Source organism: Microbacterium meiriae (assembly GCF_040686935.1).
Classification (GTDB): Bacteria; Actinomycetota; Actinomycetes; order Actinomycetales; family Microbacteriaceae; genus Microbacterium; species Microbacterium meiriae.
Map to the genome: position 1 here is coordinate 470,437 of NZ_JBFBMF010000003.1, position 22,890 is coordinate 493,326.

Here is a 22,890-nt window from a genome sequence, read left to right on the forward strand (position 1 = left end):
CGCGATCGCCGCATACGATCATCGGGTGATGACTGCTCTGCGCCCCGTGCGCTGGTTCCGCGAGTTCGGTCGGCCGCCGCGCATCCTCGGCCTCGACGTCGCACGGGGTCTGGCGATCCTGGGAATGGCCGGCGCCCACGTCGGCATGACCGACGCTTTCGACTGGGGCGACCCCACCACATGGACGGACCTCGTGCACGGTCGTTCCTCGATCCTCTTCGCGCTGCTCGCTGGCGTCTCCATCGCGCTCATGACGGGGCGCGACATGCTGCCGGAGCGGGAGCGTCTCCCCGGCATCCGCCTGAATCTCGTCGGCCGCGGCGCCGTGATCTTCGTGATCGGCCTGGCGCTGGAGCTCCTCAACACCCCGATCGCCGTGATCCTGACGCTCTACGGGCTGCTCTACGTCGCGGTCATCCCCGTGCTGCGGTGGCGGCCCCGGCAGCTGCTCCTCGGCGCCGCCGTCCTCGCGCTCGCCGGTCCGGCGCTGCTCGCCCTGATCAGCGCGGTGGCGCTGCAGCCGTTCGGCGCGGGCATCGGGTTCGTGCTCTACGGCACCTATCCGATCACCGTGTGGCTCGCTCTCGTGCTGGGCGGCATGGCCCTGGGCCGGCTCCGGGTGCAGGAGGTGCGTACGGCCGTCGTCGCCCTCGTCGTCGGGGTGGTCCTCGCCGCGATCGGCTACGGCCTGGGAGCCGTGGGCGCGAGTACAGGTCTCGGCGGGACGGGCTCGCTCACCTCCTCGACGAGCGGGTACTCCGGCAGCGAGAGTCTGGACAGCCTCGCCAGCGAGAGCCTGGACAGCCTTCTCGCCGAGAGTCTGTCGTCGTTCATCCCGGACGACGTGATGCCGCCGTCCGGTTGGGAGAGCTACCCCGAGGCTCTCGCCGTGAGCGATCCGCTCGGTTCGATGGTCCGCGCCGTCTTCGCCGTCGATCCGCACAGCGGCGGCACTGCGGAGATCCTGGGCTCCGGCGGGTTCGCCCTCGCGGCGATCGCGCTGTGCCTGCTCCTGAGCCGCCCGCTGCGCTGGCTGCTGCTGCCGCTCGGCGCTTTGGGGTCCATGCCGCTCACGGCATACAGCCTGCACGTCGTCTCCGTCGTCCTCGTCGCGGGCCCTGGCGGCTTCATCGCGGACAACTCGTTCTGGGGGCTCACGGCCGTGGCACTCCTGGTGGTGACGACGCTGTGGTCGATGTTCGTCGGCCGTGGTCCTCTGGAGCGCCTCGTCGGTAAGGGTGCCGCCGCGATGGCCGCGGTCCCTCGGCGCTGACCCTTTCCGTCATCCGCACGGGCACGCCTGTCATCACAGGTCCTAGGCTGGGGGGATGACCATTCCTGCACTCGAACTGAACGACGGCAACTCCATCCCCCAGCTGGGCTACGGCGTCTTCAAGGTGCCGCCGGCAGAGACCGAGAAGGCAGTGAGCGAGGCCCTCGAGATCGGGTACCGCCACATCGACACCGCCGCGATCTACGGCAACGAGGAGGGCGTGGGCGCTGCCATCGCGTCCTCCGGCATCCCGCGCGAGGAGCTCTTCGTCACCACGAAGCTGTGGAACGACCGTCATCACGACGACGAGCCCCGCGCCGCCATCGGCGAGAGCCTCGAGAAGCTCGGCCTGGAGCAGGTCGACCTGTACCTCGTGCACTGGCCCACTCCGGCGAAGGACGACTACGTCCACGCGTTCGCGAAGCTCATCGAACTTCGTGACGCGGGCCTGACCCGCAGCATCGGCGTCTCGAACTTCCTCGTCCCGCACCTGGAGCGCACGGTGAAGGAGACTGGTGTCGTCCCGGCCGTGAACCAGATCGAGCTGCACCCGGCGTACCAGCGCCGCGAGGAGGTCGCCTGGGCCGAGGCCAACGGCGTCCGCATCGAGGCGTGGGGTCCGCTCGGCCAGGGCAAGTACGACCTCTTCGGCACTCCGGCGGTCGCCGATGCGGCCGCCGCCCACGGCGTGACGCCCGCGCAGGCCGTCCTCCGATGGCACCTGCAGAAGGGCATCATCGTGTTCCCGAAGTCGGTGCGCCCGGAGCGCCTGCGGGAGAACCTCGACGTGTTCGGCTTCAAGCTGACCGACGCCGAGATCGCCGCGATCGACGCCCTCGACCCGCTCGACGGCTCCGGCCGCGTCGGCTCGCACCCGGACGAGGTCAACTGATCCCGCTCTCATACCGGCCGCGGGCTCGGCACTGACGCCGTCACCGAGCCCGCACTGACCGGAGCCTTGCTCCCGAGCCCGCGGCCCGTGGCTCGCCTCCGTTCCACATGACGCCCCGTGTCGCTTCGCGCGACACGGGGCGTCCGCGTGGGTACCGTCGAGCGCATGACAGCTCCGCTCCGCGTCGTCGCCGTCTCGGGCTCCCTCCACGAGCCAAGCAAGACCACCGCCCTCCTCCGAGCGATCACCGCCGCGGTCGCCGAGCGTGCCCCCGTCGAGGCGCAGCTGATCGAGCTCACGCAGATCGGGCCGTCGCTCGCGGGTGCTCTCACCCGTGACCAGCTCCCGCCGGAGGTGGAGGTGCACCTGCAGGCGATCGAGACCGCCGACCTTCTCATCGTGGGGAGCCCGGTGTACCGCGCCTCGTTCACCGGGCTGTTCAAGCACCTGTTCGACTTCGTGGACCAGTACGCGCTCGTCGGCACGCCGGTGCTCCTCGCCGCGACCGGCGGCGGCGAGCGGCACGCCCTCATGATCGAGCACCAGCTCCGGCCGCTCTTCGCCTTCTTCCAGGCGCTCACGCTGCCCCTCGGCGTGTACGCGAGCACCACGGACTTCGACGGCTACGAGGTGGCCACCGACGTGCTGCGCGCGCGCATCGCCTTGGCCGCCGAGCGAGCCCTCCCGCTCGTCGGCTACACCCTGTCCCGTCCCGCGGAGCTGCTCGTCGGCTGATCCGGGTCCGGAGTCGGTGACCCCGGCGTAGCGTGGGAGCATGACGAACCGGCTCGCCGACACCCTCAGCCCCTATCTGCGGGCGCACGCGGACAATCCCGTCGACTGGTACCCCTGGGGCGAGGAGGCCTTCGCCGAGGCCCGCCGCCGGGATGTGCCGATGCTGATCTCGATCGGCTACTCCACCTGCCACTGGTGCCATGTGATGGCGCGCGAGTCGTTCGCCGACCCGGAGACCGCCGCCCGCATCAACGAGGGGTTCGTCGCGGTGAAGGTCGATCGCGAGGAGCATCCGCACGTCGACGGCGCCTACATGGCCGCCGCGTCCGCGTTCACCCAGAACCTCGGCTGGCCGCTCACGGTGTTCACCACGCCTGCCGGACGCGCCTTCTACGCGGGGACGTACTGGCCACCCGAGGCGCGACCGCCGATGCCCGCGTTCCGCGATGTGCTGGCCGCGGTGCGCGAGGCGTGGACGACGCGACGGGCCCAGGCCGAGGAGTCCGCCGACGCGGTGACCGCGGCCCTCGCCGAGGCGGCGGAGACCACGGCGTCGAGCCTCCCGGACGCCTCGTCCCTCGCGGAGGCCGCCCGCGGTCTCGCCGCCAGGGAGGACACGGAGTTCGGCGGCTTCGGCGGAGCTCCGAAGTTCCCGGTGGCCACGACCCTGCGGTTCCTCCAAGAGCCCCTCATCCGCGCGGCCGCACCGGAGGCGGCGGCTGCGGCCGAGCGCGCCCTCGCGGCGATGGCGGCCTCGGATCTGCGTGACGCCGACGGCGGGTTCTTCCGCTACGCGACCCGGCGTGACTGGACGGTGCCGCACTACGAGCGCATGCTGACCGACAACGCCCAGCTGCTCGAGGTCGCGCTCGACGCCGGCGACGAGGAGACCGCCCGCGGGATCGCCCGCTTCCTGCTCGGCACGCTACGGCAGGAGGGTGGCGGCTTCGGCGCTGCGCAGGATTCCGAATCGTGGATCGACGGGGCCCGCAGCGAAGGGGGCTACTACCTCCGTCCCGTCGCGGAGCGCGCGGCGCTGGAGCCGCCCGCAGTGGACGGCAAGGTCATCATGGGATGGAACGGCCTCGCGATCGCGGCACTCGCCCGGGCGGGGGCGGCGCTCGGCGACGACGCGTGGATCGCCGCCGCTGCGGAGGCCGCCGCTGCCGTGCTCGACACCAATCGCGGGGCCGATGGCGCGCTCGTGCGGGCATCGCTGGGCGGCCGGGCCTCTGCCGCGGTCGCCACGGCCGCCGACCTCGCGCTGCTCGCCGAGGGCCTGTTCGCCCTCGCGGCGGCCACCGGCGACGTCGCTCCGGCGGCCACGGCCCTGGGCCTCCTCGACGGAGCGCTGGACGGCGCCGCGGGGGACGACCCGATGCTCCGCGCGCAGGGCATCGCCGCCTCGCCCGACCACACCGACGGCGATCTCCCCTCGGACACGGCGGCGGTCGCGCACGCCGCGCTCACCGCCTGGCGGCTGGGAGCGGGGGACCGCTATCGCGCGGCAGCGGCGGAGCGGGTGGAGGCCCTCGCCTCCCGGGCGCTCGCCCAGCCCTTCGCCCACGGCAGTCTGCTCCGGGTCGCCGCCGGACTCGCCACCGCGCCGCGGCAGCTCGTCGTGGTGACGGAGGATCCGAGTGGGGCGCTCGCCGCCGCGGCCCGCGGGGCCGATGCCGATATCGTCGCCGTCGTCACGCCGGCGCAGGCCGCGGCGTTCGCCGCCGCGGGGTTCGAGCTGTTCGAGGGCAAGGAGGCGGCCGCCGAGCGCGCCTACGACTGCCGCGCCTTCGTCTGTCGCCTGCCGGTGAGCGATCCGGCCGCGGTCTCGCGCGCACGGTGAGCGCCCTTCTCCGGCGCAGCGCTGTGCATTCTGCCTACCGCGCGGCGTCCGTCTGCCCGTCGAGTGCGCGCGATGCGCAGCTTCGAGTGCACGGTTTGCCCAGCGCCCGCGATCCGTTCTAGGGTGACGCGACCCCTCTCGGATCACAGCAAGGATGCTCTGACGATGACTCTCTCCGCCCGCGCCGGTCTCGACGCCGTGCCCGCCTACCGACAGGGGCGCTCCGCCCCGGCCGGTGCCTCCAAGCTCTCCTCGAACGAGTCGCCGCATCCGCCGCTGCCCTCCGTCGTGCGCGCCGTGCAGGACCGGGTGGCCGGCATCCACCGCTACCCGGACATGAGCGCCTCCGCGGTCCGGGAGGCGCTCGCCGCCCGGTACGCCGTGGACCCGGCGCAGGTGACCGTCGGCGCGGGGTCGGTGGAGATCGCCGCCCAGCTCATCCACGCGGTCGCCGGCGAGGGGGACGAGGTCGTCTTCGCATGGCGGTCCTTCGAGGCCTATCCCTCGCTCGTCCGGATCGCGGGCGCGACGCCCGTCGCCGTGCCGCTGGACGCCGATCACGGGCACGACCTCGACGCGATGCGCGCTGCGATCACTCCGCGCACGCGTCTCGTCTTCGTGTGCAACCCCAACAACCCGACCGGCACCGTCGTCGACGCCGAGGCCCTGGAGCGCTTCGTCGCCGCGGTGCCGCACGACGTCCTCGTCGTCATCGACGAGGCCTACGTGCACTTCGACCGCACCGACAGCCGCGGCGCCGGGATCGAGCTGTTCCGCCGCCACCCGCACGTCGCGGTGCTGCACACGTTCTCCAAGGCGTACGGCCTGGCCGGGCTCCGCATCGGCTACGCGATCGCCCCCACCGCGATCGCCGAGGCGCAGCGCAAGGTAGCCGTGCCGTTCGGGGTCACCGACCTCGCCCAGGCCGCAGCCCTCGCCTCGCTCGCCGCGGAGGACGAGCTCGCCGTACGCATCGACGAGGTCGTGACGCAGCGCGATCGGCTGTACACCGTGCTCACCGCCGCCGGCTGGCCCGCCGTCCGCTCGCAGGCCAACTTCGTCTGGGTCCCCGCGGGGGAGCGCACCGCCGAACTCGACGCCCTCCTGCACGCCGGGGGTATCGTCGCCCGCGCCTTTCCCGGCGAGGGCATCCGCATCTCATCCGGCTCCGCCGCCGACATCGACAGGGTCGAAGCCGCCCTCGCGGTCTCCGGCGACGCCGCGCACGAGTCCGACCACGATTCCGACCTGATGGAGGTGGGCGCATGACCACGGAGGTCCCCGTCACCACGACGACCACGAAGGGCCTGCACCCGGGCCTCACCCGCCGCCAGATCTCGATGATGGGGCTCGGCGGCGCGATCGGCGCGGGGCTGTTCGTCGGCTCAGGGCAGGCGATCAGCATCGCCGGACCCGCCGTGCTGATCTCCTACCTCGTCGCGGGCGGCATCGTCGTGCTCGTGATGGCGATGCTCGCCGAGATGGTCGCGGCCCGCCCGAGCTCCGGCGCCTTCAGCTCGTACGCCCAGAAGGCCATGGGGCGCAGCGCCGGAAGCGCGGTGGGCTGGCTGTACTGGATCCAGCTGGTCGTCGTGATCGCCGCCGAGGCGACCGGCGCGGCCGGGATCGTGGCGAACTGGGTGCCCGGGATCCCCGCGTGGGTCTGGGTGCTGGTCTTCGTCGTCGCCCTCACCGCGGTGAACCTCTTCGGCGTGCGCAACTACGGCCGTTTCGAGTTCTGGTTCGCGGCGATCAAGGTCGCCGCGATCATCGCCTTCCTCGTCGTCGGGGTGTGCGCGATCGTCGGACTCATCCCCGGTGTGCCGGCGACGGGGATCTCGAACCTCGTGGACGAGGGCGGCTTCGCCCCGCACGGGATCACCGGCATCGCGGCGGCGCTCCTCATCGTCGTCTTCGCGTTCGGCGGCACCGAGGTCGTGGCGATCGCCGCGGCCGAGTCCGACGACCCCGCGCGGAACATCCGCCGGATCGTGCGCGAGGTGCTCGTGCGCATCCTCATCTTCTACGTCGGCTCGATCTTCGTCATCGTCGCGGTGCTCCCGTGGGACGACCCCGCCGTGCAGGCCGGTCCGTTCTCGGCCGTGTTGGACACGCTGAACATCCCGGGCGTCGGCCTCGTGATGGACCTCATCGTGGTGATCGCGCTGCTCTCGGCCATGAACGCCAACATCTACGGCGCCTCCCGGATGGCGTACTCGCTGGGGGAGCGGGGACTGGCGCCGCTGTCCGTCACCCGGACGAGCCTCAAGGGCGTCCCGTTCGTCGCGGTGCTCGCCTCGGTGGCCTTCGGCTTCGTCACCGTCGGACTGAACTGGGCGTTCCCGGATGTCGTGCTCCCGGCGCTGCTGAACGTCGTGGGGTCGACCCTGCTGGTGATCTGGACGGCGACGGCGATCTCGCAGATCGTGCTGCGACGGCGGGCCGACCGTGCCGGCGAGGCGATGCCCATGCGGCTCTGGGGCTTCCCCTGGGTGTCGTGGCTGTGCCTGGTGCTGCTGGCCGCCGTGATCGCGCTCGCGATGATCGACCCGGCCGCGCGCATCCAGCTGCTGCTCACGCTCGGGCTCACCGCGGTGCTGCTCGTCGTCGCCCGCCTGACGCGGGGTGTCTCCCGCCCCGGCATCGTCAGGGAGTGACGTGCGGATCGATCGCCTCGACGCCGCGCTGATCCGGCTGCTGACGGAGTCGCCGCAGCTGCCTCTCCTCGAGTGCGCGCGCCGGCTGGGCATCGCGCGAGGGACGGCCACCAGCCGCCTCGCGCGGCTGCACGAGGGCGGGGTGATCGAGGCGATCGTGCCGCGCATCGACCCCGCCGGCTTCGGCTACGGCGTCGTGGCGTTCTGCCTCGTCGAGATCGATCAGAAGGTCGGGCACGACGATGTGGCGACGGCCCTCGCGGACGCGGTGCCGGAGATCGTCGACATGCACACCGTGACCGGCGCGAGCGACATGCAGCTCCGGCTCGTCGCGCGCGACGCGACCCGGCTCCAGGAGGTGCTGGACCGGGTCGCCCTGGTGCCGGGCGTCGCGCGGACGGCGTCCTCGATCGCCATGCGCACCCACCTCTCCGGTCGCGTGCTCCCGCTCGTGGAGCACGTGGCCGACGAGATCCCCTGACCGGGGTTCACGGCGCGGCGGGTCAGACCCAGCCGGGCAGCCAGTTGTGCAGGCGCCAGAAGTCGTACGGCACGCTCATCCCCGTCCACAGCGGCAGGAAGAACGCCGAGACGAGGACGACGACGCCGAGGAAGATCAGGACGGTCCGCTCTCCGGACTGGCGGCGCACGAGCGGATCCTCGCGGCGCCCCGCGATGACCCGCAGCGTGACGGTGAGCGCGAGCACGAGGAACGGCATCATGACGACCGTGTAGAACTGGAAGATCGTCCGCTCAGGGAACATCAGCCAGGGGAGGTAGGTGACGGCGAGCCCCACGAGCGGAAGACTCAGGGCCGGGCCGACCGGCTGTCGGGTGATCCAGCCGCGGATGAGGCGGTAGAGCAGGTAGACGCTGGCCGCGACGCCGCCGTACCAGATGAGCGGGTTGGGGATCGCCGAGATCACGCCGATGCAGTGGTCGACGCCGCAGCCGGTGGGGTCGCTGTCCACCCACACCGCCGTCGGGCGGAGCAGGAAGGGCCACTCCCACGCCGGGCTCGCGTACGGGTGTCCTCGGGTGAGGCCCACGTGGAAGCCGAGCATCGCCTCGTGGTAGTTCCACAGCGCGACGAGCGGGTTCGGATCGCTGCCGCGGTCGTAGCCGTTCGCCGTCACCAGCCATCCGGTCCAGCTCGCGAGGTACACCGCGAGCGCGGGGACGACGAGGAGCACGAACGACACCGGCCCCTGCCGGAAGACCGCGGATGCCGGCCATACGACGACCCCGCCGCGGCGCCGGGCGAGGGCGTCGGTGATCACGACGTAGAGGCCGAAGCCCGCGAGCACGTACAGTCCCGACCACTTCACCGCCGAGGCGGCGCCGAGCGCGAGACCCGCGGCGACGAGCCACGGACGGCGCCACAGGATCGGTCCCCACAGCGGATCCTCGTCGTCCGGATCCCGACGTTCGAGCAGCGGGATCGTGTGCTGGCGGTCGATGAGCACGAACAGCACGCCCAGCAGCACGAAGAAGGTGAGGATGCCGTCGAGCAGCGCGATCCGGCTCATCACGATGCTGAGGCCGTCGATCGCGAGGAGGGTGCCGGCCACGGTCGCCGCCACGACCGAGCCGGTCAGGCGTCGGGCGATGAGGTAGACCAGCAGCACGGACGCTGCGCCGAGCACCGCGGTCGCGAGACGCCAGCCAGCGCTGTTGTCCGGTCCGCCGATGGCCATGCCCAGCGCGATCAGCCACTTCCCGAGCGGCGGGTGCACGATGAACGCACCCTTGTTCGTCAGGGGGAGCTCCTGCAGGGTGATGAACGCGTCGTTCGCGTTCTCTCCCCACACCCCCTCGTAGCCGAGGCTCCACAGCGACCAGGCGTCCTTGACGTAGTAGGTCTCGTCGAAGGCGAGCTGATGGGGATGGCCGACGTTCGCCAGGCGCAGCACCGCGGCGAGGGCAGTGATCAGCAGCGGGGCCAGCCAGCCCATCGCCCGGCCCCAGTCCGGGGCGTGCAGCACGCGGTCCCGGAGCCGCTCGTAGCGCGTGAGCCGCTCCTCGGGGGCGGGCGGCAGGGGCTCGGGCGCGGTCACCGGTCCAGCCTAGACACACTCCGCCCTGTGCTTCCGGTATGCCGGCACCGGTCCGCTCCGACGGCCCCGACTCAGACCCACGCCTAAGCTGGGCGGGTGATCATCCTCGCCGCGACCCCGATCGGAAACCTGGGCGATGCGTCGCGGCGACTCGTGGAGGTGCTGGAGAACGCGGAGATCGTCGTCGCGGAGGACACCCGCACGACGCAGCGACTCCTGCAGGCCCTGAAGATCGACAACCGGCCCCGGCTGATCGCGCTGCACGACCACAACGAGAAGCAGAAGGCCGCGGAGCTGGCCGCGCTCGCCGCGGAGACCGACCTCGTGGTGCTGAGCGACGCGGGGATGCCGACCGTGAGCGATCCGGGATACGGTCTCGTCGCCGAGGCCGTGGCGCAGGGGGTCACGGTGACCGCCATCCCGGGACCCAGCGCGGTGCTCATGGCCCTGGCGATCTCGGGGCTTCCCACGGACCGCTTCACCTTCGAGGGGTTCCTGCCGCGGAAGCCGGGGGAGCGCCGGGCGACCCTCTCCGCCCTCGCCGCCGAGCCCCGCACGATGGTGTTCTTCGAGTCGCCCTCGCGCCTCGCGACCACCCTCACCGACATGGGAGCCGCCTTCGGCGCAGACCGCCGGATCGCCGTGTGCCGGGAACTGACGAAGCTGTACGAGGAGGTCCGTCGCGGCACCGCGTCCGAGCTCGCCGCCTGGGCCGCCGACGGCGTGAAGGGCGAGATCGTCGTGGTCGTCGAGGGTGCGCCGCGGCGGGAGGCCTCGCCGGAGGACGCCCTCGCTCAGGTGCAGGCCCTGGTCGCGGACGGCACCCGGTTGAAAGACGCGGCCTCCGAGGTCGCGGCCCTGACGGGCCTGTCCTCCAGGGACCTGTATCAGGCCGCCCTCGCGGCGCGGTCACGGTGACTCCGGTCGCAGATTCGCATCCCGGTCGCAGGGATTCCGGGGAGGCGTGCGACGCGGGTCCGGATCTGCGACCTCCCGCAGGCGATCCGGTCGCGCGAGCCTACGACGAGAGGGCCGCGGAGTACCGGGAGGTCGCGGGGGACCTGGGGTTGATGGATCCGCGCGACCGCGAGCTCATCCGTCGCTGGCGCGATGAGACCCCGGGGATGCTGCTCGACGCGGGATGCGGTCCCGGTCACTGGACGGCCTTTCTCCACGGGGATGACGGCGCAGAGTTCGAAACCGGGCGCGACGTCGAGGGGATCGACCTCTCCACGGCCTTCATCCACAAGGCGAGGGTTCGGTATCCGCACCTCACGTTCCATCACGGGTCGTTCCGGACGCTGCCGCAGGCATCGGGCACGGTCGGCGGCACCCTCGCGTGGTACTCGGTGATCCACACGCCTCCGGCCGAGCTCACGGAGGTGTTCGCCGAGTTCGCTCGGGTGCTCGCCCCCGGCGGGAGCCTGCTCCTCGGATACTTCGTCGGCGAACCCCGGGCGGCCTTCGCTCATGCGGTCGCACCCGCGTTCTTCTGGACCGCCGAGGCCCTGTCCCCGCTGCTCGCCGCCGCCGGCCTCGAGCTGCAGTGGTCCGAGGCCCGCGAGCGAGAGCCAGGCGAGATCAGCTCTCGCCCCCACGGAGCCCTCCGCGCCCGCCGCGCGTGATTCTGCACCGTCCAGGAACCCCGTCGCAGATCTGCACCGTGTCGCAGGTTCTGGCACCATCCGTGCGACACCGACGCGAATCTGCGCCCGCGCGCGGGAGAGGACGGGGGCACCGGGGGAGACTGTCCTACGCTGACAGAACCAGAACCAGAACCAGAACCAGAACCAGAACCAGAACCAGAACCGGAACCGGAACCGGAACCAGAACCGCGGGGGAGAGGAGCACGCGTGAGCAAGGCCGCGACGGTGTACGACGTCGCCGAGCGCGCCGGAGTGTCGATCGCGACCGTCTCGCGTGTGCTGCGCTCGCCGGAGGCCGTCCGTCCGGTGACCCGGGAGCGGGTGCTCGACGCGGTCGCCGCGCTGGGCTACGTCCCCAGCGGCAGTGCGCGGGGTCTGGCCGAGCGTCGGACGGGGGTGCTGGGGCTGTACTTCCCCCAGTTCGACGCCGCCGAGGACGCCCCGCCGCTCGACGTGCTGTCCGCCGCTGCTCGCCCGCCGTTCACGGTCGTGTCGGACGATCAGGACCCGCCGCACTCCTCGATGCTGTTCCTCGACGAAGTCCTGCGGGGGGCCGAGCTGGAGGCGTGGAAGCAGGGGTTCGTGCTCATGGTGGGCGTCGGACGTGACGACCCCGACCGCTCGACCGTCCGCGACATGGCCGGCCGGGTGGACGGACTCATGGTGCTCGCCCGCAGCGTGCCGGACGAGGTGCTGGCGCGGCTGGGGCGGCGTATCCCGGTGGTCGTGCTGTCCGGGCCGCCGCGGGGCGATGCCTACGACCATGTCACGGTGAGCAACGCCGAGGCGATGGGGGAGCTGACCCGCCATGTGCTGTCGCAGGTCGGGGAGGGGGAGATCGCGTTCCTCGCCGGGCCGGCCGACTCGCCGGACGCGGAACAACGGTGGGAGGGCGTGTCGACCGCGCTCGCCGCAGGGGGGCGTGATCCGGCAGCGGTGCGCGTGCTGCGGGGCGACTTCACACGGGCCTCCGGGCGCCGGGCCGGGCAGGAGCTGACGCGCGACGGCGTGCCCGCCGCGCTCATCGCCGCCAACGACCAGATGGCCCTCGGGGCGATGGACGTGTTCCGTGCTGCGGGCGTGCAGGTGCCGGACGACGTGCTCGTGACGGGGTTCGACGGCATCGAGGCGGCGACCCTGGTGTCGCCGCCGCTGACCACGATCCGGCAGCCGATGATCGAGCTCGGACGCGCGGCCGTGCAGGTGCTCGCGCGCCGGCTGGAGCAGCCGGACGCCCCGCCGCTCACCACGCGTCTGCCCCTCCAGATCCTCCTCCGCGAGAGCTCCACGCGCCCGGCCTGAGTCGGCACGACGGCGCCGCCAGCGACGACCACTCGCTCGTCACAGGGTTGCCGATTCAAAATGTATGCGCTTACAATCTGGTGTACGGCTTCGGCCGGCAGGACTCCCCACCCCCCGGGGCGCCCTTCATGACAGAGACGACATGAGGTCATCCAGTGGCAGAGACGCACACCTTCCGACGCTGGCGCCGCGCCGCCGTCGTGGGGCTCGCGGCCGCAGCGGTCGCGCTCAGCGGCTGCAGCATCCAGATCAGCTCGCAGCCCGACCCGTCGATCGGCGACGACACGATGCTCATCAACGCCGACAAGGGAAACCCGTTCTTCACGCAGAACTTCAACCCTTACCTCACCAACACCAGGACCGCCTCGCGGTGGATCTACGAGCCGCTCATCCTGGTGAACCCGCTCGATGGCGAACTCACCCCGTGGCTCGCGTCCGAGTGGACCCAGCCCGACGCCCGCACGATCGTGATGACGATCCGCGACGGCGTCGAGTGGAGCGACGGCGAGGCGCTCACCCCGGAGGACATGGCGTTCACGTTCCAGCTCATCAAGGACGAGCCCTCGCTCGACATCAAGGGCGCGTGGCAGCACATCGACCGCATCGAGATCGACGGCGACGACATCGTGTTCCACCTGCAGAGCGACGACGCGCCCTCGCTCTCGATCCTCGGGCAGACCATGATCGTCCCCGAGCACCTGTGGGCGGATGTGAAGGACCCGGCCACCTGGCGCAACGAGGAGCCGGTCGGTACCGGGCCGTTCGTGCTCGGCAACTACAACGACCAGCAGTACTCGATGGACCGCAACCCGGACTACTGGCAGGCGGACAAGATCGAGATCGAGCACATCATCCTGCCGGCCACGAACACGCAGCTCGACACCGTGACCCGCGGCTACGACTGGGCCTACTCCTTCATCTCCGACGTCGAGGGCACCTGGGGAGCGGCGAGTCCCGACAACACCTGGTGGTTCCCGCCGGGCGGCGTCATCTCGCTCGTGCCGAACCTCGAGGTCGCGCCCTTCGACGACGTGAACGTCCGCCGCGGCATCGCGCTCGCGCTCGACCGGGAGGAGATCGCGGAGACCGCCTCCGAGGGGTACATGCAGCCCGCAGGGCAGACCGGCCTCATCCTGCCCAACCAGGAGCAGTACCTCGACCCGGAGATCCCCGATCAGGGCATGCTCGCGCAGGACCACGACGCCGCGCTCGCGGCGTTCGCCGAGTCCGGGTACACCCTCCAGGGCGACCAGCTCGTCGGCCCGGACGGCGAGCAGCTCGCGTTCTCGTTGACCACCGCCAACGGTTTCTCCGACTGGACGCGCGCCGCTCAGACCGTGCAGCGGCAGCTGGCAGACATCGGCGTCAAGGTGTCGCTCAAGCTCCCGCAGCCCGCGGGCTACCAGAGCGCGATCGGCACCGGCGACTTCGAGATGGCGATCGGCGGCATGGGCAACGGCGACGTGTACCAGGCCTACAACAGCCTGCTCTCCAGCGACTTCTACGTGCCGGCCGGCGAGGTGACCACCAACAACTTCGAGCGCTACCGCTCGCCGGAGGCCGACGCCCTCCTGGAGGAGTTCCGCGCGGCGATCGATCCCGACCGCCAGACCGAGATCGTGCACGAGCTGCAGAGCATCGTGTACGAGGAGGTCCCCGTGATCGGCATGTACTACGGCGGGATCTGGGGCCTGTTCAACGACGCGAAGTTCACCGGTTGGCCCTCCGCGGACGACCCGTACATGATCCCGCAGAACTACGACTCGGCGCCCCTGGGGATCTTCACCCACCTGAAGCGCACGGACGGGGGAGACCAGTGAAGTACGTCCTCCAGAAGATCGGCCTGTTCGTGCTCACCCTGTGGGCCGCGATCACCCTGAACTTCTTCCTGCCCCGCCTGATGCCCGGCTCTCCCGCCGACGCCGCGATCGCGAAGCTCTCCCAGAACGGTCCGGTCTCCGACGCCACGCGCGCCGCGATCGAGGCCCAGCTCGGGGTGCCGACCGGTTCGATGTGGGACCAGTACGTGGCCTACCTCGGCCAGGTCGTCCGGCTCGACTTCGGCGTCTCGTACACGTTCTACCCCCAGACCGTGTCGAGCATGGTCTCCACCGCGCTGCCCTACACGCTCGGCCTCGTCGGCATCGTCACGATCCTCGCGTTCGTGATCGGCACGCTGATCGGCGTGATGGCCGCCTGGCGGCGCGGCACGTGGCTGGACTCGCTGCCGACGCTGACCGGGTCGTTCCTCAGCACGTTCCCGTACTTCTGGACGGCGCTGCTGCTGCTGTTCTTCCTCGGCTACGTGCTGCATTGGTTCCCGACCACCGGCGCCTACTCGGCGACGACCACCCCGGGGTTCACCTGGGACTTCATCGTCGACCTCGTCCGGCACGCGTTCCTGCCCGCGCTGACGATCCTGCTCACCTCCCTCGGCGGCTGGATCATCGGCATGCGCAACGCGATGATCAACACGCTCGGCGAGGATTACATCACCTTCGGCGAGGCGAACGGCCTCCGCGGCCGCACGATCGCCCTCCGCTACGCGGCCCGCAACGCGATCCTGCCGAACCTCACCGGCTTCGGGCTCACGCTCGGCGGCGTGGTGGGCGGCTCGATCCTCGTCGAGCAGGTGTTCGGATACCCGGGCATCGGCTACCTGCTGTTCAACGCCGTGATCGGGCAGGACTACCCGCTCATGCAGGCGCTCTTCCTGATGATCACCGTGAGCGTGCTCATCGCCAACTTCCTCGTGGACATCCTCTACGGGGTTCTCGACCCGAGGACTCGACGATGACGACCCCGAACCCCACCCCCAGCACCGTGACCGTCAAGGTCCCGACCGACCGCATCGCGGCGCCCAGCCCCTGGCGCGCCTTCGGCCGCATGGTCGGCACCCTGTGGTCCAACGGCAAGGCCCGCATCGGCCTCTGCCTCCTCGCGTTCTTCGTGCTCGTCGCCGTGTTCGCCCCGCTCCTGGCCCCCTACGGGCCGAAGGAGAACGGCTTCCCGCGGAACGCCGACGCCTCGTGGGAGCACTGGCTCGGCACGACCGCCGCAGGGGAGGACGTGCTCAGCCAGCTCATCTACGGAGCGCAGGTCAGCCTCCTCGTGGGCTTCGCGGCGGGGCTCCTCTCCACGATCGTGGCCGTGCTCATCGGACTGAGCTGGGGCTACATGCGCGGCTTCGCGGGCGAGGTCGTCGGGTTCATCGTGAACCTCTTCCTCGTAATCCCCGGCCTTCCGCTGATGATCGTGATCGCCGCCTACCTGCAGAACGGCGGCATCCTCATGATCATCGCCGTGATCGTCGTGACCGGATGGGCGTGGGGTGCGCGCGTGCTGCGCAGCCAGACCCAGTCCCTCCGCGGCAACGACTTCGTCACCTCGGCGCAGTTCTCCGGCGACAGCAGGGCTCGCATCGTCTTCCGGGAGATCCTGCCGAACATGACCTCGATCATCGCCGGGACGCTCTTCGGGGCGGCGACGGCGGCGATCCTCGCCGAGGCGGGGCTGGAGTTCCTCGGGCTGGGCGACTCCAGCATCGTCAGCTGGGGCACGATGCTCTACTGGGCGCAGAACTCGAACTCCCTGCTCACCGGCCAGTGGCTGCTGCTGTTCGCGCCCGGTCTGTGCATCGCGCTGCTCGCCCTCAGCCTCACACTCATCAACTTCGGCGTGGACGGCATCTCCAATCCGCGCCTCCGCGAAGGGAAGGGCCGATGAGCGCCATGGAGCACGACGACATCCTCCTCGACGTCCAGTCGCTGTCCGTGGAGTACGCCTCCCCGGGGCAGGTGCCGGTGCCGGCCGTGCACGACGTGTCGTTCGCGCTCCGGCGCGGCGAGTTCGTCGGGCTCGTCGGCGAGTCCGGGTCGGGCAAGTCCACGCTCGGCTTCGCGCTCACGCGGCTGCAGAAGCCGCCGGCGCGCATCAGCGGAGGACGCATCCTCTTCGACGGCCGCGACATCCGCGAGCTCGACGCCGAGGAGCTGCGGCGTCAGCGGCAGGGCGGATTCGCCATGGTGCTGCAGTCCGGCATGAATGCGTTGAACCCCGTCCGCACCGTGGGCAACCACTTCCGCGACATCTTCGCCGCGCACGGCCATGTGCCCGCGGAGCAGCGCGAGGCCAGGGCGCGGGAGCTGGTCGGCAAGGTGGGGCTGAAGCCGGAGGTGCTCGACCGGTACCCGGGGGAGCTCTCCGGCGGCATGCGGCAGCGCGCCTCGATCGCCCTCGCCCTCTCGCTCGAACCCCAGCTGATGGTGTTCGACGAGCCCACCACGGCGCTCGACGTGCTCGTCCAGCACTCGGTCATGGACACGATCCAGGAGCTGCAGCGGTCCGAGCGGTTCACGGCGATCCTCATCAGCCATGACCTCGGCATCGTCCTCGAGGCGACCGACCGGGTGATGGTCATGCACGAGGGGCGCATCGTGGAGGATGCCTCCAGCCAGGACATCCTGCACCGTCCGCAGGACGAGTACACCCGGATGCTGTTGAGTCACTACGCCGACCCGCGCGCCGAGAAGATCGAGATCCCCGGGTTCGTCGATCTCGGCACCCGTCGCCGGGAGGGGCGCAGCCGCACGGACGTCACCGAGACCCTGCCGACGGTGTCGCCGCGGGACGCCCGCCGCGCCGACGCTGCGATCGTGGTGGAGGGCGTCTCGAAGCGCTATCCGGCTCCGCGCCGCGGACAGGATCCCGTCGTCGCGGTCGACGACGTGTCGTTCCGGCTGGAACCGGGGGAGGCTCTCGCCCTCGTGGGCGCGTCGGGTTCGGGCAAGTCGACGATCGCGAAGATGCTCACCGGGGTCGAGAAGCCGACCTCCGGCCGCATCCGCTTCGGCGATACCGACGTCGCGTCCTTGAAGCGCCGCGGACTCCGCGACCTCCGCAAGGACGTGCAGATGGTGTTCCAGGATCCGTACGCGGCCCTGAACCCGCTGCACACCGTCGAGTACGCGCTGACCCGTCCCGTCGTGAACTACACGAGGCTGCGCGGGGCGGGGGCCAGGGCCCGTGTGCTCGAACTGCTGGAGACGGTGGGTCTGACGCCCGTCGAGCAGTTCGCCGCCAAGCTGCCGCACCAGCTCTCCGGCGGGCAGCGGCAGCGCGTCGTGATCGCCAGGGCGCTCGCGAGCGACCCGCAGGTGCTGATCGCGGACGAGCCGGTGTCGATGCTCGACGTGTCCCTCCGCGCCGGCGTGCTCGCGCTGCTGGAGGACCTCCGTGAACGGTGGGGCATCAGCATGCTCTACATCACGCACGATCTGCTGAGCGCGCGTCTGGTCACCGAGAACATCCTCGTGCTCAACAGCGGCCGCGTCGTCGAGCGGGGCGAGACCTCCCAGGTGCTGCAGCATCCGGAGGACCCGTACACGGTCGAACTGCTCGACGCCGTGCCGAACCCCGCCCGCGCCCGCTGAGGCCCGGGAAAGACTGCAAGAAAGAGAGAGGAGCGCATCCGTGCTCGCATTCCCCGACGGCTTCCTCTGGGGCGCCGCGACCGCCGCCCACCAGGTGGAGGGCAACAACACCACGAGCAACTGGTGGGCGATGGAACACGCGCCGGACTCGACCATGGTCGAGCCCTCCGGCGACGCCGCCGACCACTTCCACCGGTATCCGGAGGACATGCGGCTGCTCGCCGAGGCGGGGCTGAACTCCTATCGCTTCTCGGTCGAGTGGGCGCGGATCGAGCCGGAGCGCGGGTTCGTCTCGCGGGCGATGCTCGACCACTACCGCCGCATGATCGACACCGCCAGGGAGAACGGTCTGGACCCGACGGTCACCCTCATGCACTTCACGGTGCCTCAGTGGTTCCAGAAGGACGGCTTCTGGCGTGCGGACGACGCGGTGGACCTGTTCTCCCGCTACGTCGAGACGGTGCTGCCGATCCTCGACGGGGTGCGCTACGTGTGCACGATCAACGAGCCGAACATCGCGGCGATGCTGGCCGGGGGAGAGGACGCGGCGAACCTCGTCGCCTACGGCCTCCCGAACCCCGACCTCGGCGTCGCGGACACCCTGCTGCAGGCGCACCGGCGCGCGTCCGAGATCCTGCACACGGTCACCGGTGTGCAGGCGGGGTGGACGATCGCCACCCAGGCGTTCCACTCCACGGGGGAGCCCGGCGCGGACGAGATGCTCGCGACGTACGGCGACCCGCGTGACCACTGGTACCTGGAGCAGTCCGCCGGCGACGACTTCGTGGGCGTGCAGGCCTACACCCGCACGTTCATCGGTCCGGAGGGTCCGCTGCCGGTGTCGCCGGATGTGGAGACGACACTCACGGGCTGGGAGTTCTTCCCCGAGGCCCTCGAGCTGGGCGTGCGCAGCGCGTGGGAGCGCAGCGGCGGCGTGCCCGTGCTCGTCACGGAGAACGGCATCGCCACGGCCGACGACACCCGGCGCATCGCCTACACGCAGGGGGCGCTGGAGGGGCTGCACCGCGCCATCAGCGACGGCATCGAGGTCCGCGCCTACCAGCACTGGAGCGCGCTGGACAACTACGAATGGGCGAGCGGATTCCGGCCGACGTTCGGTCTCATCGGCTTCGACCACGAGACCTTCGAGCGGTTCCCGAAGCCCTCGCTGGCCTGGCTCGGCGAGGTCGCCCGCCGCAATGGGCTCTGACGAGCCGCACGGCGTAACCACGGGCATGGGGGCACCTAGAATTGTCCCCATGCCCGCTGGCGACTCCTTCTACATCACCACGCCCATCTACTACCCCTCCGATGTGCCGCACATCGGCCACGGGTACACGACGGTGGCCGTCGACACCCTCGCGCGGTGGCACCGCCAGGCGGGGGACGACACGTGGATGCTCACGGGCACGGACGAGCACGGTCAGAAGATGCTGCGGGCCGCGGCGGCGAACGGCGTCACCCCGCAGGAATGGGTCGACAAGCTCGTCAGCGAGAGCTGGTTCCCGCTGCTGAAGACCCTCGACGTCGCGAACGACGACTTCATCCGCACCACGCAGGAGCGGCATGAGGCGAACGTGCAGACGTTCTTCCAGCGCCTGTACGACCGCGGGTACATCTACGCGGGAGAGTACGAGGCGCTCTACTGTGTGGGCTGCGAAGAGTTCAAGCCGGAATCGGAGATCGTCGACGGCACGGGTCCGTTCGAGGGGCTGAAGGTCTGCGCCATCCACTCGAAGCCGCTCGAGCTGCTGCAGGAGAAGAACTACTTCTTCAAGCTCAGCGAGTTCCAGGACCGCCTGCTCGAGCTCTACAAGACCGAGCCCGACTTCGTGCGGCCCGACTCGGCGCGCAACGAGGTCGTCTCGTTCGTGAGCCAGGGCCTCAAGGACCTCTCGATCTCCCGCTCGACCTTCGACTGGGGCATCCCGCTGCCGTGGGACGAGTCGCACGTCATCTACGTGTGGGTCGACGCGCTGCTCAACTACGCCACGGCCGTCGGCTACGGCTCCGACGAGGAGACCTTCGCGCGCCGCTGGCCCGCCTACCACGTGGTCGGCAAGGACATCCTGCGCTTCCACGCCGTCATCTGGCCCGCGCTGCTGATGGCGGCGGGGCTCGACGTCCCGAAGGGCGTGTTCGCGCACGGCTGGCTGCTCGTGGGCGGCGAGAAGATGTCGAAGTCGAAGCTCACGGGTATCGCGCCGACCGAGATCACCGACGTCTTCGGCTCCGACGCGTACCGCTTCTACTTCCTGTCCGCGATCGCGTTCGGTCAGGACGGCTCCTTCTCCTGGGAGGACCTCTCCGCCCGGTACCAGGCCGAGCTCGCGAACGGCTTCGGCAACCTCGCCTCGCGCACGACCGCGATGATCGAGAAGTACTTCGAGGGCATCGTGCCGCCGGCGGCCGCGTACACCGAGGCGGATCTCGCGATCCAGAAGATCGTGGCGGACGCCGCGACGAAGGCGGACGCCGCGATCGGCCAGTTCCGCATCGACGAGGCCATCTCCGCGATCTGGACCATCGTCGACGCGCTCAACGGGTACATCACCGAGAACGAGCCGTGGGCGCTCGCCCGCGACGAGGACCAGCGCGAGCGTCTGGGCACCGTGCTCTACACGTGCGCCGAGGGGCTGCGCGCGCTCGCCGTGCTGCTGTCGCCGGTGATGCCGCAGTCCACCGAGAAGCTGTGGATCGCCCTCGGCGCCGCGGAGACCCTCGGCCGCCTGCAGGACCAGCCCATCCGCGAGGCGGGAGCCTGGGGCGTGCTGAAGCCGGGCACGAGCGTCAACGGCCTCGCTCCGTTGTTCCCGCGCGTGGAGTCCACGGCCTGACATCCGGGGAGAACACCATGGCGGAGACCTACGTGCGCGAGCGCTCGGGCGACGGGCGCAAGGATCGGACCTACCCGGCGGCCCCGGAACCCCTCGCCGTGCCCGTCTACGACAACCACGCGCACCTCGAGATCGCCGATGGCCCTTCGACAGGCTCAGGGACCCAGGCTTCGACAGGCTCAGGAACCCAGGGGCTCTCGCTCGTCGAACAGCTCGACCGGGCGGAGGCGGTCGGCGTCATCGGGGTCGTGCAGGCGTCCGGAGACATCGAGTCGTCCCGCTGGGCGGTCGAGGCCGCCGCCTCCGATCCGCGCGTCCTCGCCGCGGTCGCCATCCACCCGAACGACGCCCCGACGTACGCGGAGGAGGGCCGTCTCGATGAGGCGCTCGGCGTGATCGACGAGCTCGCCGCGCATCCGCGCACGCGGGCGATCGGCGAGACCGGCCTCGACTTCTTCCGCACCGAGCCGGAGCGCCGCGCTCCGCAGTTCGCCTCCTTCGAGGCGCACATCGCGCTCGCCAAGAAGCACGGCATCGCGATGCAGATCCACGACCGGGATGCGCACGAGGCCGTGCTCGAGACGCTGACGCGGGTCGGCGCTCCCGAGCGCACCGTGTTCCACTGCTTCTCGGGGGACGAGGCGATGGCGCGGGTCTGCGCCGATGCCGGGTACTACCTCTCGTTCGCCGGGAACGTGACGTTCAAGAACGCGCAGAACCTGCGGGACGCGCTCAAGGTCACCCCGCGGGACCGCCTCCTCGTCGAGACGGACGCCCCGTTCCTCACGCCGGTCCCGCTGCGGGGCCGCCCGAACGCGCCGTACCTCGTACCGATCACGGTGCGCTTCCTGGCCGCCGAGCTCGACCTGGACGTGGACGAGCTCTCCGCCCAGCTCGCCGAGAACACAGTGCGGGTCTACGGCTCGTTCGCCGACTGACCCTCCGGCTCGACGTCGTCCGGCCCGGTCTCGGCGACGGGCTTCGCGCTGACGATGTGCGAGATGGGCTTCCACACCAGCAGCAGGGTGATCGCCGCACCGCCGAACGCGAACCACCAGGGCGCCGTCAGACCCCAGGTCTGCGCGATGACGCCGCCGAGGGCCTGGCCGACGATCATCCCGCCGAACACGCCGACCATGTTGACCGAGGCCACGCGCCCCTGCAGGGACGCGGGGACGAGCCGTTGCCGGACGGTCGTGGAGATCGTGCCCCACACGAAGGCGTACGCGCCGAAGAAGAACATGATGACGAGGGCGACCGTGCCCGTGGTGGTCAGCGCGAAGGCGAGGTGCATGAGCACTTCGAGCGAGAGCACGATGCGCATCAGGGTCGCGAAGGACACGTGCCGCTCCAGCCAGCCGAAGCTCAGCGTCGCGGCGATGCCGCCCGCCGCGGACGCCGTGGTGAGGGCGCCGTAGCCCACGGGCCCCATCTGCAGGTGCTCGGTGGCGTAGAGCACGAGCACGCCCCACGGTGCGGCCCAGGTCACGTTGAAGACGAGGATGATGAGCACGAGCATCCGCACCGGCGGGTTGCGCCACAGCCAGCGCAGACCTTCCGCGATGTCGGTGTGCACCGGCGGGTGGGTCTCGGTCTCCCGTGGCGGGACGGGGGTGCGCGCCATCCGGGAGATCAGGACGATCGCGAGCGTCACGCACAGGACTTCGACGAGGAACGGCCACGCGCTCCCGGCGGCGAAGAGGAAGGCGCCCAGCGGCGGTCCGGCGAACTGGTTCGCCACGAGATATCCCGCCTGCAGCCGTGCGTTGCCGATGCCGAGGTCAGCCGGCTTCACGAGCATCGGCAGCAACGTGCTCCCCGCGGTGTCGACGAAGACCTCCGCGGTGCCGTAGAGGAACGCGACGGCCAACACGATCCCTATGTTCGCCGTTCCCGTCACGAGGAACACGCAGAGGGCGGCGAGCACGACGGCGCGCACGGCGTTGGCGGTCATCACCAGGCGGCGCCGATCGAAGCGGTCGGCGATCGCCCCGGCGTGCAGGCCGAAGAGCAGCCACGGCAGGAACTGCAGGATGGCACCGGAGGCCACGAGGATCGGCGACGACGTCATCGAAGCGATGAGCAGAGGAGCGGCGGCCAGCGCCACTCCGTCTCCGATGTTGCTCGTCCACGACGACGCGAGCAGCCAGCGGAAATCCCTGCCCAGGCGCCGCGGAGCGATCAGTTCACCGAGGGAGGGCACCTCCGAAGGATAG

General features: G+C 70.7%; 19 protein-coding genes. 17 read left to right on the forward strand and 2 right to left on the reverse strand.

Annotation, left to right across the window (positions count from 1 at the left end; all coding sequences use genetic code 11):
• Positions 1-28: 28 nt before the first annotated feature.
• From AB0P08_RS12340 to AB0P08_RS12370, 7 genes are all read left to right on the forward strand, one after another.
• A complete protein-coding gene (locus tag AB0P08_RS12340; protein ID WP_363590046.1) occupies positions 29-1,273 on the forward strand; it encodes a heparan-alpha-glucosaminide N-acetyltransferase domain-containing protein in 1,245 nt (414 codons plus the stop codon).
• Positions 1,274-1,328: 55 nt separating this feature from the next.
• Positions 1,329-2,165, forward strand: coding sequence for an aldo/keto reductase (locus AB0P08_RS12345; protein ID WP_363590047.1), 837 nt, complete (start codon positions 1,329-1,331; stop codon positions 2,163-2,165).
• A gap of 165 nt (positions 2,166-2,330) precedes the next feature.
• On the forward strand, positions 2,331-2,900 hold the full coding sequence (gene msuE, locus AB0P08_RS12350) for an FMN reductase (RefSeq protein ID WP_363590048.1): 570 nt from the start codon (positions 2,331-2,333) through the stop codon (positions 2,898-2,900).
• Between the two features lie 40 nt (positions 2,901-2,940).
• Positions 2,941-4,743: a thioredoxin domain-containing protein gene (locus tag AB0P08_RS12355; RefSeq protein WP_363590049.1), complete on the forward strand. Its 1,803-nt coding sequence runs from the start codon at positions 2,941-2,943 to the stop codon at positions 4,741-4,743.
• Positions 4,744-4,908: 165 nt separating this feature from the next.
• Positions 4,909-6,012, forward strand: coding sequence for a histidinol-phosphate transaminase (gene hisC / locus AB0P08_RS12360; RefSeq protein WP_363590050.1), 1,104 nt, complete (start codon positions 4,909-4,911; stop codon positions 6,010-6,012).
• The gene (locus tag AB0P08_RS12365) at positions 6,009-7,400 is read left to right on the forward strand and encodes an amino acid permease (protein WP_292797336.1); all 1,392 of its coding nucleotides are present in this window, start codon (positions 6,009-6,011) and stop codon (positions 7,398-7,400) included. Before hisC ends, AB0P08_RS12365 begins: the two co-directional genes overlap by 4 nt.
• A gap of 1 nt (position 7,401) precedes the next feature.
• Positions 7,402-7,881: an Lrp/AsnC family transcriptional regulator gene (locus AB0P08_RS12370; RefSeq protein ID WP_144882465.1), complete on the forward strand. Its 480-nt coding sequence runs from the start codon at positions 7,402-7,404 to the stop codon at positions 7,879-7,881.
• Between the two features lie 22 nt (positions 7,882-7,903).
• On the opposite strand, the gene AB0P08_RS12375 is transcribed toward AB0P08_RS12370, so the two are convergent.
• Positions 7,904-9,457, reverse strand: coding sequence for a dolichyl-phosphate-mannose--protein mannosyltransferase (locus AB0P08_RS12375; RefSeq protein WP_363590051.1), 1,554 nt, complete (start codon positions 9,455-9,457; stop codon positions 7,904-7,906).
• A 96-nt stretch (positions 9,458-9,553) separates the two neighbouring features.
• Here AB0P08_RS12375 and rsmI point away from each other — a divergent pair, with 96 nt between their 5' ends.
• The 10 genes from rsmI to AB0P08_RS12425 all read left to right on the forward strand — a co-directional run bounded on the left by rsmI (position 9,554) and on the right by AB0P08_RS12425 (position 21,612).
• Complete coding sequence (gene rsmI, locus AB0P08_RS12380; protein ID WP_259951490.1) at positions 9,554-10,375, forward strand: 16S rRNA (cytidine(1402)-2'-O)-methyltransferase; 822 nt, start codon at positions 9,554-9,556, stop codon at positions 10,373-10,375.
• A gap of 152 nt (positions 10,376-10,527) precedes the next feature.
• Positions 10,528-11,082 (forward strand): class I SAM-dependent methyltransferase, encoded by a 555-nt coding sequence (locus AB0P08_RS12385; protein WP_363590052.1) that lies wholly within the window; start codon positions 10,528-10,530, stop codon positions 11,080-11,082.
• 228 nt (positions 11,083-11,310) lie between these two features.
• Positions 11,311-12,405 carry a LacI family DNA-binding transcriptional regulator gene (locus AB0P08_RS12390; protein ID WP_363590053.1) on the forward strand — a complete coding sequence of 365 codons (1,095 nt, stop codon included), beginning with the start codon at positions 11,311-11,313 and terminating at the stop codon, positions 12,403-12,405.
• 155 nt (positions 12,406-12,560) lie between these two features.
• Positions 12,561-14,225: an ABC transporter substrate-binding protein gene (locus AB0P08_RS12395; protein WP_363590054.1), complete on the forward strand. Its 1,665-nt coding sequence runs from the start codon at positions 12,561-12,563 to the stop codon at positions 14,223-14,225.
• Entirely contained in the window at positions 14,222-15,202 is a 981-nt protein-coding gene (locus tag AB0P08_RS12400; RefSeq protein ID WP_187661998.1) for an ABC transporter permease, read from the forward strand. Before AB0P08_RS12395 ends, AB0P08_RS12400 begins: the two co-directional genes overlap by 4 nt.
• Complete coding sequence (locus AB0P08_RS12405) at positions 15,199-16,131, forward strand: ABC transporter permease (protein ID WP_280565617.1); 933 nt, start codon at positions 15,199-15,201, stop codon at positions 16,129-16,131. The genes AB0P08_RS12400 and AB0P08_RS12405 overlap by 4 nt, the downstream gene beginning before the upstream one ends.
• Before the next feature lie 5 nt (positions 16,132-16,136).
• Positions 16,137-17,837, forward strand: a complete 1,701-nt coding sequence (locus tag AB0P08_RS12410) for an ABC transporter ATP-binding protein (protein WP_522727313.1) — start codon at positions 16,137-16,139, stop codon at positions 17,835-17,837.
• A gap of 40 nt (positions 17,838-17,877) precedes the next feature.
• Positions 17,878-19,047, forward strand: coding sequence for a glycoside hydrolase family 1 protein (locus tag AB0P08_RS12415; protein WP_268776803.1), 1,170 nt, complete (start codon positions 17,878-17,880; stop codon positions 19,045-19,047).
• A gap of 49 nt (positions 19,048-19,096) precedes the next feature.
• The gene (gene metG, locus AB0P08_RS12420) at positions 19,097-20,674 is read left to right on the forward strand and encodes a methionine--tRNA ligase (protein WP_363590056.1); all 1,578 of its coding nucleotides are present in this window, start codon (positions 19,097-19,099) and stop codon (positions 20,672-20,674) included.
• A gap of 17 nt (positions 20,675-20,691) precedes the next feature.
• Entirely contained in the window at positions 20,692-21,612 is a 921-nt protein-coding gene (locus AB0P08_RS12425; RefSeq protein ID WP_363590057.1) for a TatD family hydrolase, read from the forward strand.
• Here AB0P08_RS12425 and AB0P08_RS12430 read toward each other — a convergent pair.
• Positions 21,591-22,877: an MFS transporter gene (locus tag AB0P08_RS12430; protein ID WP_363590058.1), complete on the reverse strand. Its 1,287-nt coding sequence runs from the start codon at positions 22,875-22,877 to the stop codon at positions 21,591-21,593. The genes AB0P08_RS12425 and AB0P08_RS12430 overlap by 22 nt on opposite strands.
• Between the last annotated feature and the right edge of the window lie 13 nt (positions 22,878-22,890).

Excerpts from the sequence above, each read along its gene's own strand:
- AB0P08_RS12340 (WP_363590046.1), top strand. The coding sequence starts at position 29 with ATGACTGCTCTGCGCCCCGTGCGCTGGTTCCGCGAGTTCGGTCGGCCG.
- AB0P08_RS12345 (WP_363590047.1), top strand. The coding sequence starts at position 1,329 with ATGACCATTCCTGCACTCGAACTGAACGACGGCAACTCCATCCCCCAG.
- msuE (WP_363590048.1), top strand. The coding sequence starts at position 2,331 with ATGACAGCTCCGCTCCGCGTCGTCGCCGTCTCGGGCTCCCTCCACGAG.
- AB0P08_RS12355 (WP_363590049.1), top strand. The coding sequence starts at position 2,941 with ATGACGAACCGGCTCGCCGACACCCTCAGCCCCTATCTGCGGGCGCAC.
- hisC (WP_363590050.1), top strand. The coding sequence starts at position 4,909 with ATGACTCTCTCCGCCCGCGCCGGTCTCGACGCCGTGCCCGCCTACCGA.
- AB0P08_RS12365 (WP_292797336.1), top strand. The coding sequence starts at position 6,009 with ATGACCACGGAGGTCCCCGTCACCACGACGACCACGAAGGGCCTGCAC.
- AB0P08_RS12385 (WP_363590052.1), top strand. The coding sequence starts at position 10,528 with ATGGATCCGCGCGACCGCGAGCTCATCCGTCGCTGGCGCGATGAGACC.
- AB0P08_RS12405 (WP_280565617.1), top strand. The coding sequence starts at position 15,199 with ATGACGACCCCGAACCCCACCCCCAGCACCGTGACCGTCAAGGTCCCG.
- AB0P08_RS12410 (WP_522727313.1), top strand. The coding sequence starts at position 16,137 with ATGGAGCACGACGACATCCTCCTCGACGTCCAGTCGCTGTCCGTGGAG.
- metG (WP_363590056.1), top strand. The coding sequence starts at position 19,097 with ATGCCCGCTGGCGACTCCTTCTACATCACCACGCCCATCTACTACCCC.
- AB0P08_RS12425 (WP_363590057.1), top strand. The coding sequence starts at position 20,692 with ATGGCGGAGACCTACGTGCGCGAGCGCTCGGGCGACGGGCGCAAGGAT.